Raw genomic sequence first — 14,073 nt, forward strand, 5'->3', positions numbered from 1 at the left:
CGCCACTGGCTACCAGTCGCCGTAATTGCCTCACGCTGATGCCGAGTTCACTCGCCACCATCCTAATCGAAATAGCCTCGCGAAAATCGGTCGCTTGGACGTGAATGCCCGCAGGCCCGGACGACGGCATCTGCTTGATGCGATCTATGGCAATTTGAACGTTGCGGAATACCGAGACGGTGAAGCGATCATCAGCCATGTCACACCTAACTCACTGATTTTTATACTCTATACGACATATCCGGTGAGCCACAACGGGCTGGCGATACCTCCGTGTGCAGCAAGCAACGGAGGATTGAAATGACGAACACGGCGAACATCATCTCAACAGTGACTGATTGGGTAGAGCCCGATCTCACCAGTATGACGCCAAATGCCAACCTATCCAGCGTGCCAACATTCCCGCTCAATATCCTCGGACCTTACTGGTTCAATTACATCCTGAGTGCAGCCGGTGACAGACTTCCGCGTGATTTTTTCGCGCTGAACGTGCTGGGGACGGTGTCCGGCCTGATCGGCAATGGTCTGGAAGCGGCCATGCCCTCACCCTCGACCGTTCGCGAACCCGCTACGCTGTGGATGGTCAACGTCGGCCCGCCGGGAGCCGGTAAGACGCCTGCGTTCACGCCCTTTCTTGAAGCGGTCGGCGCGCTGGAGGCGGCATCAGGGGTCGTGCGTAAAATCGAGGACACAACCATCGCTGGTGCGATCAGAGTGGCGATCGACACGCCGGAAGGCCTCGTCGTTATGGACGACGAACTCTCCGGATGGTGGGACTCTTTCAGCCGGGATCGTGGAGGCGAGCAGTTCTGGCTGAAAGCGTGGAACGGCAAGATGCCTTACGCCCATAACCGAGGCGGGCGGGGCGGTGGAGCCAGCGTGATCCCGCGCCATAACATCGCAGTGCTTGGCGGCACCCAGCCCGCCACCCTTCCTACTATGCTGAAAGCGACGAGCGATATTGAGAGGGGGTTCGTGTCACGCTGCCTATTTGCCTACCCTGATCCTGTCCCGAAGAATCAGACGGGCACCGGCCACGCACCGAATGAACGCGAAATGGAGGCGGTGCTGGAGAGGGTATCCGAATTAGCCTCGCTCGGACTTCGCTCGGTCTCGGTGACCGACGAAGCGGTCGCACATCATGCAGACTGGACGAGCCGCTTCAATCCGGCTGACCTGTTCCTCGATACCACGAAGCCCGATGGGCAGTGGGTTTCCAAGCAATATGGGATGGCGATCCGGCTTGCTTTGGTTTTGGAAACGACGTGGTGGGCGGCGATGAAGTCGCCCGATAAGCGAGTGATGAAACGTGCTCAGCAGTATGCTGCTCTTGCTGACGCTGATCGGAACGATAAGGGAGCCGAACGTGCCGCTGCCCAAAAGAAGCTCGACGCGCTCATCCACACATATGGTTTCTCGGCAGATGGCACGTGGCAACGGTCTGACACTGGTCCCGACGCTGTAACCTTGCGGGCTATGCAGGCTGCATGCGATCTGATCGAGAACTATTTCTACCCGCACTTCCAGCGATGTCAGCAATCGGCCTATCCACCTGTTCACCTCAAGGCGGCCAAGGACTTAACACTGATGCTCGTGCGACGACAAAAACTGTCATTTAACGTCCGGAGCATGCAAAAATATGAGGCATTTGGGGCGGTAAGCCCGGCTTTGCATGGAGCCGGTTCAAACGAAGTTGTAGAGGATGTGTGCGCTCATCTTGAAGAACTTGGCGTTATTAGGCCCGTTATCACTCGAAAGGTTGGGCGCAAGGCCAAGGATTATGATGTAAATCCCCTTCTCCTTATCGCGGCAAAGAAGTATCTACGATAGCGCATTTTCACTCCCAAAACTCCCAAAATAGTCTGTCCGGATTTATCTCACGTCTGTTCAGCAGACATGACCGTCTGATCGGTCAATTTGGGAGTTTTGGGTGTGGCTCAGCCCAAATGCACGAGTATCTGAGCGCCCGAACCATACGGTTCGTGCGGCTTGCCGCACCAGCGTTTCGCTGTCGCTTACGCTGGTTAGCAAGCTTTTCTGAGAATGAGTTCGACATTCAAATCTCGTTTCATGTTCGACTGAAAACTCTATCCCCCTGACCACATAGACCGTCTCCGAGGAGAACATGACGATGACTGACATCGTCAGAGAGCCATGAATGTGGCACTCTCAACCTATATGATCAGGGGGTAGAGATAGGGGACTCGTTTCACGTCCCGACTGGAGAAGCTCTTTGATACGTTGGGGGTTTATGCCCGCAGGTGGTCGCCCGTGACCCTGCTCTGCATCAATCTACCGCGCCTTCCGGCGCTCGACGGTTATCCCGAAGGAAGCATCACCGGTAGGCTATGCTGCTCATGCACCCCCGGTGATCAGCGGTTGTGAGATTCGGACACATTGCCGCTGTCTTGTTCTGACTGCTTCTATACCGGCATCAGTGACCGGTCGGCTTGTTCTCCAGTTTCTGTCCGTAGCACGGCGTGCTTGGTGTCCCATCACGCGCCTATCAAGCAACAGCAGCAGTTTCGAGGAGTGGGCCAAACCCCTCTAATCAGTGACGCCCTGAACAAGTTTCTATCATACAAATATACGTTATTTAAATTCCGGTTGCATTATTTGTATTTACTGATCCTGCTGATCAGTCCGCTTTCAGCGCGCGCAAAAACAGCTAAGGAGCGCAATCCACGATTGAGGACATTCGGCTCGACCACCCATCATTTTGGGAGTTTTGGGAGTATTTGAAGGCGCGCATGTTCGCTCACGAGTTTGGAGCATCAACCCCGCCAAATGTGTTCCAGTGGAACCACGTTCTTGCCCCGTTCTCATGCAGACTCGTGCGGTATGAAGCGCGGTTGCGGGTTCGGCGAATCATCGTCAGGCGGCGGGTTGCTCCTCAACCATGAGACAGCCGAGTAGCGAGCCCTTACCAGTCCACCAGCGTGACCCGCCTTGCAGGCGTGTCACGTCAGTCCTCCATTTCGAGTTCGAAGCGGAAGGGGTGAGCAAGGCGGTTCAAAACCTCCCACTCACCGGAAGGACTCTCGCGTGGCGGCTTCTCACCAACGCCGTGCTGAGCAAGGTATTTGATAGCTTCGGCACGCAGGGCCGGAGGCGGGCAGGCATTGTGTTTGCCGAACATGCCCTCGATCATCCAATGCTCCCGCTTCCGGCGAAGGTGAACGACGAGCGCCTTGTTGTTCGCCTTAAACTCAGCGAACGCATCGAACCCATTGAGACATCCGACGATGTAGCGTTCGGCGCAGTTGTTGAAGCGCAAGCCAAGGCGACGCAAATCGTTTGCACCAACGATAGGGAGGTAGGTTTCGGAGGCGGGCACCGGATGAACGCCGAACGTCATTTGCCGCGACCAGCGTTGCCACACGCCCGCAAGTGCACGCGCCGTTTCGACCTTGCGAATGGCTGCAAACAGCCCGTCTGCATCGGCTCCGTTGGCGATGAGCAAACCAATGAGCGCAGCAACATCGTGCGCCTCTTTGATGCTGGTGATCACCGAGACGACGTTCGCGCAGCAGACTTGCGCCGGGAGGCGTTGTGCGATCCGCAGTCGCTGATGATCAAGCTGTGGAAGCTGGTTGATGGTGCGGACGATCTCGCGGTGTGGAGGCCGCATCAGGAGCCTGAAAAGGCGCTCGTAATAGCGCCGGTCGAGCGGCTGCGGGCCAGAGCGTGCCAGCGCCCCGCGCAGGCCGACCGGCACGCTACCAAAGCCAGCGCGGAGGATCGCGCGATGATCGGCACCTCCGAGAAAATCGGCGGAGAGGCGGGCGCGGTGTCCGTCGTCGAACGGGATCGGCGCGACCGCCAGATACGCGGCAATGACCTGCCGACGTTCATCACTGGCGCGCAGATAAGACCCGGCAAAACCGGGTGCGTGCCGGTCGAGTTCGGCAACACTGTCGAGCGCCCAACCAGTCAGCGGCGCGATGGTATTTATCATGGGCGTCTCCTTCATCTTCGAAGGAGAGCGCAGTCCTTATCGGCGCTAATCATCGTGATTAAATATCACGGATCAGAGATTTGGCAAGTTTAGCGCACTACATCTGCGCTTGAACAATGCCCCGATTGCGTAGTGCCTCATAAAGCTGTGCTGGGCCAAGAAGCACTTCCTTCAAGCCATCTCGCACCTTTTGTGAACCGAGCGCCTGTTTGCTGAGCGACGAGTGCGCCTCGAACGCATTAATGATGGCATTCATCAACTCGTCTCGCAGCGTCGGCGAGTTGTCGAACTGCGCCTTGGTGTTGTTCGCCGCCTGCGTCACCAGCGCATCAGATTCGAGCATTTTGTCGCGGATGGTGGTGACGTAGCTAAGTTGGTCGCGCTCGGTGGTGTCTGCTCCGAACAGGTCGTTCACCCGCTCGATGATCTCGGCAAGGAGAGCCTTTTCCTTGTCCTGCACGGACCCCGAACCGACGCCGGTCATAGGTCCGAGCTTGGTGGCATCACGGCCTGACACATCGAGTGGGCGCTGGCCCTCGTTCTTCAGATTGTGATGCGTCAGCACCACCTTGGACAGGTCGATACCCTCCCGCTCGCGCCCGAACTCCAGCAGCGGCAGCAGCCGCCGGTAGAACAGGAAACGCTTCTCAATGGCGGTGCTGCCGTAATCGAATATCTGCGACAGAAAGCTGTAGGTGCGCCCGTATGCCGCCATGTCGTTCTTAAACAGCACAAGGGCGTTGACCTCATCCTGCGCGTCGGCAGCCGCGTTTGCGTCGTCCGCATCAATCGCGCTCGCGAGCCGCGCCTGCGCGGCCTTGAAGCGTTTGAGGAGGCGGTCGGCGACTGGCTCGATCGCCGCGATCAGGTCGCCCTGCTTTGCAGTGGGCTTCATCTCAACCGCCGCGACCCGCTCTACCTCGAACTCGTCATAATGGCCGCTCGCATCGAGCTTGGCCTTGAGGTCGAGCACGATGTCGGGACTCGTGACACCTTCAAGCTCGGCGGTGTCGTAATACTGGCGGAAAGCGGTAAGAATCTCCTCCGACGAGTTCACGAAGTCGAGGACGTAGGTGGTGTCCTTTCCCGGATGCGCCCGGTTGAGGCGTGAGAGCGTCTGCACCGCCTGAATGCCCGCGAGACGCCGATCCACATACATGCCGCACAGCAGCGGCTGATCGAAGCCGGTCTGGAACTTGTTGGCGACGAGCAGGAGATGATACTCCGCCCCTGCAAAGGCGTCGCGAATGTCGCGACCCTTCAGGCCGGGGTTGAGCGTCGCACTACCTTCCGTGAACGGCTCATCGCTTGTCTCAGGGTCGTTCACCTCGCCTGAGAAGGCGGCGAGCGTGCCGAGGCCATAGCCTTGCGATTTGATGTAGGCGTCGATGGCGACCTTCCAGCGCACCGCCTCGACACGACTGCCGAGCACCACCATTGCCTTGGCCTTGCCGTCGAGCAACGGCTGCACATTCTCGCGAAAGTGCTCGACGACGATCTGCACCTTTTGCGCGATGTTGTAGGGGTGCAGCCGCACCCAGCGCATGATGCCCTTCAGAGCGGCACTGCGCTCTACCTCCCGGTCATCCCATTCCTGCCCTTCGTTCGCGAGCCGGAAGGCAAGCCGATAGGGCGTGTAGTTCTTGAGAACGTCGAGGATGAAGCCTTCCTCAATGGCCTGCCGCATGGAGTAGACGTGGAAGGCAGCGGGCAGGTTGGTGTCGCTGGCGGGCTGATCCGGCATCGGCCTGCGCCCGAAGAGTTCGAGCGTCTTGGCCTTGGGCGTCGCGGTGAAGGCCACGTAGGTGACGCCGCTTTCCCCGGCGCGCGCGGACATCTGCGCGGCGAGGATGTCCTCGGCACTGGTTTCACCGCCATCCTGTAGCTCGGCGATCTCCTCGGGGGAGAGAAGCTGCTTCAGCTTCTTTGCCGCCTCTCCGGTCTGCGACGAGTGCGCCTCATCGGCAATGACCGCGAACCGTTTGCCTTGCGTGGCGGTAAGTTCCTGCACAGCCTGTAGGGCGGCAGGAAACGTCTGGATCGTGCAGACAATGATCTTTTTGCCTTGCTCAAGTGCAGCAAGAAGCTGACCGCTTTTTGTCCCGCTCTCACTTCGGATGGTAGCGACCACGCCGGTCGTCCGCTCGAACCCGAACAGCGCGTCCTGAAGCTGGGAGTCGATCACGTTACGGTCGGAAACGACGATCACCGTCGAGAACAGCTTCTCGTCCGCGTCCGTGTGGAGATCGGCGAGGAAGTGCGCTGCCCATGCAATACTGTTGGTCTTCCCCGATCCCGCCGAGTGCTGGATGAGATATTTGCCGCCCGCTCCTTCGCTGCGGATCGCGGCGCGCAGCTTCCGGGTGGCGTCAAGCTGGTGATAGCGTGGGAAGATGACGCTGCCGACCTGACCCTTGGCGTCGCGCTGGGCGACGAGATAGCGCCCGATGATCTCCAGCCAGCTTTCCCGCTGCCACACTCCCTCCCACAGATAGGCTGTGCGGTGCCCGCTCGGGTTGACCGGGTTGCCAGCCCCACCCTCGTCACCCTTGTTGAACGGCAGGAAGCGCGTCGCCGGTCCCGCCAGCTTGGTCGTCATATGCACTTCGCTGTTGCTGACCGCGAAGTGGACGAGCGCGCCGTTCGGGAAGGATAGCAACGGCTCGGCATTATGGCCCTTGGGGCGCGGCAGCCGGTCGAAGCGATACTGGTCGATGGCGTCGGTGATCGACTGAGTGAAATCGGTCTTGAGTTCGACGGTGGCGACGGGGAGGCCGTTGAGGAAGAGCGCAAGATCGATGCAGTTCTCGTTCGCCGTCGAGTAGCGAAGCTGCCGAACGACACGGAGGCGGTTCGCCTCATAGGTAGCGATGGTGATGGGATTCATTCCCATCGCGGGCTTGAACTGAGCCAATTGGATCGAGCCGCGCACACCGACCATCTCGATCCCGTGGCGGATTACGTCGAGCGTGCCCCGGTCGTCGATCTGCTTTCGCACACGGTCGAGCAGAGCCGTCTCGGCACCTGCTCCATGCCTGCGGCTCAGGGCCTCCCACGCCTTCGGCTGTGTCTGCTGCACCCATGCTGCGAGATCAGGTGGAAACAGCGCGCGGACACGGTCATATTGCGCTGCGGAGCCGGGGTCGTAGAGCCAGCCATGCGCGCCCAAATAGGCGCAGATTTCATCCTCGAAGCGGATTTCTTTATGGAGGCTCATCGGCCTGCCCGCACCTGATTGAATGACATCAGCCGCGCTTTCTCAGCCCGAGATGCTCGAACGCAGCCGCAACATCCGGCTTCAGTGTGAACAGGTTCTCAGGCTCCTTCAAGTCAGCAAGGATGCCCGAGTAGAACTTGCCGTTGCGGTGCTCGGCAGCGGGCGCAGGCCACAGGTAGAGTGCGCGGTCGGCGCACATCGTGCCGAAATGCATGTGCCAACTCTGCGCCTTCCACTCCAGCGCCTGAGTCAGTTCGGTCGAGGTCGAGCCGGGATTGTCGAGCAGCACCTGCACCAGCTTCGCCTCGGTCTCAGTCATCGGCTTGACGGTGAAGGCGCGGATGACGCGCTCGGCCGTGTCGAGGCCGCTCAGTTCGCCGACCAGCGCCTCATGCTCAATCTGCTCCTGCCGATCCAAGGCATCGATCATTCGCTGTGCCGCCTCACGCTGCGCGTCGGTTCCGCTGGTGAGCCAACCGCCCGCGTTGCTCCGCATCTGCGCACGGCTCTCGGCGGACGCGGCAGGAATAGCGCCCAGTTGCTTGTCGATGTTGAGGCTCATGCCGTCGCTCCCACTGGGGCAGCGATCTGTCGCGCCTCCCATTCCTTGTAGGTCAGCCCACCCTCAGCGGTGCGCCAGTCGAGTTGGCCGTTCGAGGCTCTGCCGTTCACGACGGCCGCTGCTGCGCTGGGGCTGCGGAAGGCATAGTCCTGCGTGAAGACGCAGTGCGCGCCCTGCTCAGTAAGGACGCCCGACCGGCGAAGCTCGGCGTAGAGCGAGGCGTAGGTATGGTGTTCGAGGCCGGTCCACTCCAGCCTGCCCATCGACCCTGCTTCGACGACGAACTCGCCGTCAGTGAGCACGGCCGAGGCGCGAAGCCCGTGCTTGCGCGATTCCAGCACGAAGCGGGTGCCGCCAGCACTGACCGTTTGTCCGTCAGCGTGCGTCGGGATCGGCGCTGCTGGTGACGAGGGTCGCGCCGAGCGAATACGCTGGATGAACATGTCCACGCGCACGGCCGGGAGCACGATCAGCAGGTTTTCGAGAAACGCCTCCATCTTGGCGACATCGGCCTCACTGAGGATCGGCAGCACCGGCGCGGTCAGGTTGTCGAGCGGGGTGTGGCCAATCGCCTTGGCGTGCGCGATCAGGCGCGCTTCGAGGTAGCGGACATGCGCCTTGTTGAGCTTGTTGGCCGAGGCGGTGACCAGCACCGCGCTGGTCCACCACTCCTTGCGCACGTCGTGCTGGCGGATGCGCGCGCCGATGTCCTCGCCCTCACCGATATAGGCGAAGGGTTCGCCGTTCTGGTCGCCGAGCAGCAGGTAGACGCCCGCATAGCCAGCCTCGGCGCGGGTGAGCGCCGCGCTCAACTGGGTGCGCGGGAACAGCAGGACGTGGCCGGTCCAGTTGAACAACTCGGCCGTGACCATGCCATCTGGGCGGCCGTCGATGTAGTAAAGCTCCAAGGAGCGGCCGACCGCTGGGCTCATACGAACAGCCTCCCGGTGGTGGTCGTCGGGCCTGAGCCGGTCGGCACGATGCCGTGGCGGCGCATCCAGCCCAGCCATTCGGGAAGCTCGCTGGCGCGAAACTTGTCGCGCTTTTCTGGGTGCCAGTCATTGAGAAAGCCGGAGATGATCTCATCATCGGACGGCACGACTCCGTCACTGAGCAGGTCGTTCCAGACGCCGTAGAGCGTCGCCACAGCCTCAGCCTGCTTGGTGTTGAGCGTAGCGAAGTCAGTGATCAGCTTGTCGAGCTTGGCCGTGCGATCGGGGCCGAGCCAGTCAGCAAGCTTTTGGCGATGCGCATCACGCTGCTGACCGAGGCGGTAGCGGACTGTGGTGCCGGTGCCGCCCGCCTGATCGATGGCGATGCCTGCGATTCTGTGCGCACCGCCCTCCATGTCATCGATCAGCGCACCGTCGAGCGGGCCAGCCGCTGCTCTCGTATAGCAGCCCGCAAGCTCGCTGATGCCGACATGTCCTTCAGCGAGGAAGGCCACCTTTTGGAACTTGACGCGACCGAACGTCGGCTGACCTGCTAACCGCTCGATGATCTCGGTGCCGACCAGCGCGCGCGCTCGGGTGCGATCGATCGGGAACGGCAGCACCTTGGCTGAGCCGCGCACGTCGATCTTGCCGGTGACGGCTGCGGAAATGAGGGCGGCACGGCGTTCTTGAAGCAGCCGAGACGCATCGGTGACATGCATTATAAGGGCATCGATGCCCTCAGCTTCCGATCTGGCATGGGCCGCTATCGCGTGCTGCTCGCTGAGTGGAGGCAACGCTATCGTCAACGTCCGCACGTCTGGCATACCAATTGTTTTGAGCGTCGCGCCTGCGGTTAGTCGATCAAGTTCGCCTGCCATGCTGCGCAGGCAGAACAGGAGAAACTCAGCACTCAACGCTTGCCCGCAAACCCAAGCGATAAAGTGCTGAGACACCGCCATAGGGCGAGTGGTGATCGCGCAGCGTCCGATCGTCGCGTCGCGAGAGAACACGACCACGCCGGGAGGTAGAATGCGCGCTGAAGAGTTGGCGATCCCCAGCGCGTTCACCATCTGGGCAGTCTCTGAGATGTAGTCATGATCCTTGAGGTAGCCGGTGTCGTGCAGCGACACCCAAGGAATGTCACAATCCTCCCAGTAGGCTTGCACCTTCCGGTCAGGTGTGTGCCCGCTCTCCATGCGGGCAACGTGCTTGATGCGTCGCACCTCCCAATGCGCGGGCACCTCGCCGAGCCATTCGATGCCGCTGTCCTTCATCGGGGCGTGCGGATCGAGGCCCTTGGTGACGGCGTGGGAGATGACGGCTTGCCGCTTCTCCTTCAGCAGCGCGATCAAGCGCCGCTGCTCATCAATGAGCGCGTCGATCTTGGCGGTTTCGCGGTCGAGAAAGGCGGCGATGGCAACCTGCTCATCAAACGGCGGGTAAGGTGCTTGCTCGTCGAAATACCGAGTTTGATCGAGATTTTGGATGCCGGAGGTTTGATTTATTGAGCCGACATTGAGCCTCACTGTGTAGGCGGCGTTGTGAAGATAGCACCAATACGGCGGGTGCATCGCGGCAACCAACTGAATGCGCGCGACGAAGTTGGAGCAAATCGCGGGGTCGAGATGGTCGTAAAGGACCACCGCACCAACTGGCTGTTTTTCACCACCGCCAGACTTCTCAAGAAGCAGATTGCCCGGTTGGAGCAAGCGGCCCTGCCGATCCTTCTTTCCCACGGAGCGCAAAGTGGGATCATCCAGCTTCACGCGAGATCGGACCCGATCAAAGTCGGCGACCCGAACACAGATTATGTCATCCGAGTTGCCCTGCGCCTCGTCGCCCCACAAGCCGTTCCGAGATGAGGAGACCGAGTGCTTCAGCCGCTGGATCGTCCAGTGGCTCGGGACTGTGCCCAGCCATTCGATGCCACTGTCTTGATAGGCAGGATACGACGGGAAGCTCACGCGGCGAGCCCTTCCAACATGCCCTTGATGCGGTCAGTGACGGCCTCAAGATCGGCGTCGATCTCAGTCAGCGGGCGCGGCGGCTCGAACACATAGAAGTGCCGGGTAAACGGGATTTCGTAGCCGACCTTGGTTCTGTCGGTGTCGATCCACGCATCCTCGGCGTGCGGCAGCACCTCGCGTGCGAAATAGGTTTCGACATCCTCACTGAGCGGCACGTTCTCGGTGTCGCGCAACGCGCTGTCCGCCTGCGGCTTGCCCTTCACCTTGCCGCGCTGACCCACCACGATCTTTCCCACCTCGTCGCGCAGCGGTCGCTCGACGGTGATGGTGCGGTAGCCGAAGGCGCTGTTCGGGAAAATGCGCGACAGCGGCGCGAGCTTCACCTTGCCGCCCTCCGGTGCTGAGGGAAACGGCTCGCCGTCAATCACCACGTCGCGAGCAACCTCCCGCCCGTCCGCGTCGAAGCTGGTGGCAAGCTGCGCCTCAGTGAACCCGCCGAATAGCTTGGTGACGGTCTCGATCTGCGCGTCCGACATCTCCTTACGCTTGGAGCCCAAGGATTTGCGCATCTTGCGCCACATGGAGGAGGCGTCGATCAACTGGACCTTGCCCCGGCGAGCCTCCGGCTTCCGGTTGCTGATGATCCAGACATAGGTCGAGATGCCCGTATTGTAGAACATGTCGGTTGGCAGCGCGATGATCGCCTCAACGAGGTCGTTCTCCAGCACATAACGGCGGATTTCACTCTCGCCGCTGCCCGCGCCGCCCGTGAACAGAGGCGAGCCGTTCAAGACGATACCAAACCGGCATCCTCCTTCCGCAAGCGGGCGCATCTTCGACAACAGGTGCATCAGGAACAGCAGCGACCCGTCCGACACGCGCGGCAGGCCGGGGCCAAATCGCCCATCATAGCCCTTCTGCTCGTGCTCGGCGCGGACCTGCTTCTCGACCTTCTTCCACTCGACGCCGAAGGGTGGATTTGAGAGCATATAGTCGAAGGTGCGGGCCGGATGTCCGTCGTCGGAAAGGGTGTTGCCCGGTGCAATGTTCTCGATGGCCTGCCCCTTGATGAGCATGTCGGCCTTGCAGATGGCGTAGGATTCCGGGTTTAGTTCCTGCCCGAACATCGTCAGGTGCCCCTGCGGGTTGTGCTCGGCGAGATACTCGCCCGCGACCGACAGCATGCCGCCTGTGCCCGCCGTAGGATCATAGATCGTGCGAACGATTCCCGGCTTGGTCAGCGCATCGTCGTCCTCGACGAACAGCAGGTTGACCATGAGGCGGATCACCTCGCGCGGGGTAAAATGCTCACCGGCGGTCTCGTTCGAAATTTCCGCGAACTTGCGGATCAGTTCCTCGAAGGCGAGGCCCATCGCACCGTTGTCCACCTTATCGGGATGGAGGTCGATGCGGGCGAACCGCTCGGTGACCTGATAGAGCAACCCGGTCTTGGCGAGCCGGTCGATCTGCGCGTGGAACTCGAACTGCTCGAAGATGTCGCGCACCGCAGGCGAGAAGCCGTCGACATAGCGGACGAGGTTGGCGCGGATGTTGTCCTGATCGCCCATCAGCTTGTCGAGGTCGAGCGGGTCGGTGTTGTAGAAGCCCTGCTTGGCGGCGCGGAGGAGGAATGGCTCGGGATTCACGCCCATCGCCGTCTTGGCCTGAAGCTCGGCCAGCACGGCGGGTTTGTTCGGCTCCAGCACGCAATCGAGGCGGCGCAGCACGGTGAAGGGCAGGATGACGCGCCCATATTCGGATTGCTTGTAATCGCCGCGCAGCAGGTCGGCGACCGACCAGATGAACGATGCAAGAGCCTGATGATTCACTGAATTGCTGTCCTCCTGAGGGGAGGGTTAGCACATCAGACCGAGACGGGAAGCTGCTCACTCGGGGGTGCCTGCCCTAAATAGTCGATGCCACATCCCACAATTGCATGTGTCCTTGCCGCACTGGATCACCTTCCAGCGATCAAGACATGTCGAGAGCGCGCCTCATTTCCCGTCACTGCAACCGTCGAAACGGACGAGAGATTGAATTTCAACGAAGCATGCTGCTGGGCTCTCCAGACCAGTGCCGACACTCAGCACCTGAGAGGTCTTGCGCGCCCTCGCGTGCCATTCCCGGAAGCAACACGAGTCCTTTGGGAGTTCCAGTTTGACGATGACGCAATGCTATTCGCTCTGCGTTTCAGAGGAACGGTGCGCGGCCCAATCGACGTAGGCCAGTGGCGGCAATCAGTGCTCGGCCAGCTTTAGGATAACCGCCGCAGCGCAAATCGCTTGTAATTCTCAGTCCGCGCAGCGCGTCAGTTGCTCCCCATTCATCGCGGTTGACCGAGCGGTATCGCCGGTCACGGTTTTGCCTTCATCCGAGAGCGTGAGAGTCATCTGATCCGATTGGATTGTCGCATCGGATTGCCGTGGATGCTGATCGTGGTGAGATGGCTTAGGTAGCCCTCAAGCCGGGTATGTCCGGAGCATTGGGCGTGTCAGGGATGACCTAAAGTTTTGAGAGCTAATCTGCCGGATGACCTCGGCAGCAATATACTGCGCTCCCATTGCCAGATGGCCTGTTTCAACTCTCGAAGGCTGAGCGTCCGAGTAGCGGTTCTCGACATAGTTTGGCTGTGCAGCGACCACACGGCCAATGCGGTCGCGATCCAGCCCCGGAAGCGCCTCAGCGGCCTTGTCGAGGGCCTTTACGCGATTGTGACCGAACCTCCTCGGGTCTTTCAATTCGTCTTCTGTAGCCCCCGCTATTGCGGCACCAGCCTTGAGGACGAGTTCGCTCGACAGGATCGCGCTTTGCACCGCCCCGCGATAGTCATAGCCGCCCGTAAGGATCGCGGCGGTGGCATGAAGGTGGAAGCGAGACAAGCTGAGCAGCTTCGTCACCAGCGGGTCACGCGCTTTAGGGTGCGTCAACGTCTCGAACCCGGAATCCGCATCCCCAACGTCAATGACCTGATCAACAAGCATATCGTGAAGGGCAGGATCAAGCATGACCGCACGTTGCTGTAAAGGTGTCAAGTCAACGGAATCGATGAGTTTTATTGCCATCGTGCCGTAAACTCTTGGCAGGCTCACTCGCGCGAATATGTCGCGGAACAGGAACACCCCGATATGTCCGCCCATCGCCCGGTCATGGCGCGAGTAAAAGGCATCAAACATGTCTTCAACGCGCTGATAAGGGCCTTTCGGTCTCGGCCCTCCCGTCATGATGACCATTTCCTCGATGCCGTATTCGAGCAGCGTGAGGCGGGGCACCTCCATCGATCTACGGCTTACCTTGTGCCCTTGCTCCATCAGCCGTTTGTCTACGGCAATCATGGTCGCGAAAAGCTCTTCATCGGTGACGTTTTCTAATGCCATGCTTCACCTTAACCCCGGCTGCCGACCGTCAATAGCGGCATCTGGTTTAATCTGCTCGCA

The 14,073-nt window shown here is 60.4% G+C and carries 9 protein-coding genes; 1 reads left to right on the forward strand and 8 read right to left on the reverse strand.

The genetic code is table 11. The features are described 5' to 3' along the window. Positions 1-199, reverse strand: a 199-nt coding sequence (locus GGR45_RS19585; protein ID WP_221235840.1) for a hypothetical protein, incomplete at its 3' end; no start/stop codon positions are given. A gap of 101 nt (positions 200-300) precedes the next feature. On the opposite strand from GGR45_RS19585, the gene GGR45_RS19150 reads away from it, so the two are divergent. Then, positions 301-1,830, forward strand: coding sequence for a DUF3987 domain-containing protein (locus GGR45_RS19150; RefSeq protein ID WP_017977235.1), 1,530 nt, complete (start codon positions 301-303; stop codon positions 1,828-1,830). Between the two features lie 1,135 nt (positions 1,831-2,965). Here the strand turns inward: GGR45_RS19150 and GGR45_RS19155 are convergent. From GGR45_RS19155 to GGR45_RS19185, 7 genes are all read right to left on the reverse strand, one after another. Further along, a complete protein-coding gene (locus tag GGR45_RS19155) occupies positions 2,966-3,958 on the reverse strand; it encodes a hypothetical protein (protein WP_175310279.1) in 993 nt (330 codons plus the stop codon). A gap of 97 nt (positions 3,959-4,055) precedes the next feature. After that, the gene (locus GGR45_RS19160; RefSeq protein WP_175310280.1) at positions 4,056-7,175 is read right to left on the reverse strand and encodes a type I restriction endonuclease subunit R; all 3,120 of its coding nucleotides are present in this window, start codon (positions 7,173-7,175) and stop codon (positions 4,056-4,058) included. Between the two features lie 28 nt (positions 7,176-7,203). Further along, complete coding sequence (locus tag GGR45_RS19165) at positions 7,204-7,737, reverse strand: hypothetical protein (protein ID WP_017977241.1); 534 nt, start codon at positions 7,735-7,737, stop codon at positions 7,204-7,206. Continuing rightward, the gene (locus GGR45_RS19170) at positions 7,734-8,669 is read right to left on the reverse strand and encodes a GIY-YIG nuclease family protein (RefSeq protein ID WP_020486330.1); all 936 of its coding nucleotides are present in this window, start codon (positions 8,667-8,669) and stop codon (positions 7,734-7,736) included. Before GGR45_RS19170 ends, GGR45_RS19165 begins: the two co-directional genes overlap by 4 nt. Further along, entirely contained in the window at positions 8,666-10,636 is a 1,971-nt protein-coding gene (locus GGR45_RS19960; RefSeq protein ID WP_017977243.1) for a restriction endonuclease subunit S, read from the reverse strand. Before GGR45_RS19960 ends, GGR45_RS19170 begins: the two co-directional genes overlap by 4 nt. After that, entirely contained in the window at positions 10,633-12,468 is a 1,836-nt protein-coding gene (locus GGR45_RS19180; RefSeq protein WP_017977244.1) for a type I restriction-modification system subunit M, read from the reverse strand. Before GGR45_RS19180 ends, GGR45_RS19960 begins: the two co-directional genes overlap by 4 nt. 630 nt (positions 12,469-13,098) lie before the next feature. After that, positions 13,099-14,013: a hypothetical protein gene (locus GGR45_RS19185; protein ID WP_017977245.1), complete on the reverse strand. Its 915-nt coding sequence runs from the start codon at positions 14,011-14,013 to the stop codon at positions 13,099-13,101. Between the last annotated feature and the right edge of the window lie 60 nt (positions 14,014-14,073).

The sequence above is a fragment of the Sphingomonas zeae genome (genome assembly GCF_014197135.1).
Taxonomy (GTDB): domain Bacteria; phylum Pseudomonadota; class Alphaproteobacteria; order Sphingomonadales; family Sphingomonadaceae; genus Sphingomonas; species Sphingomonas zeae.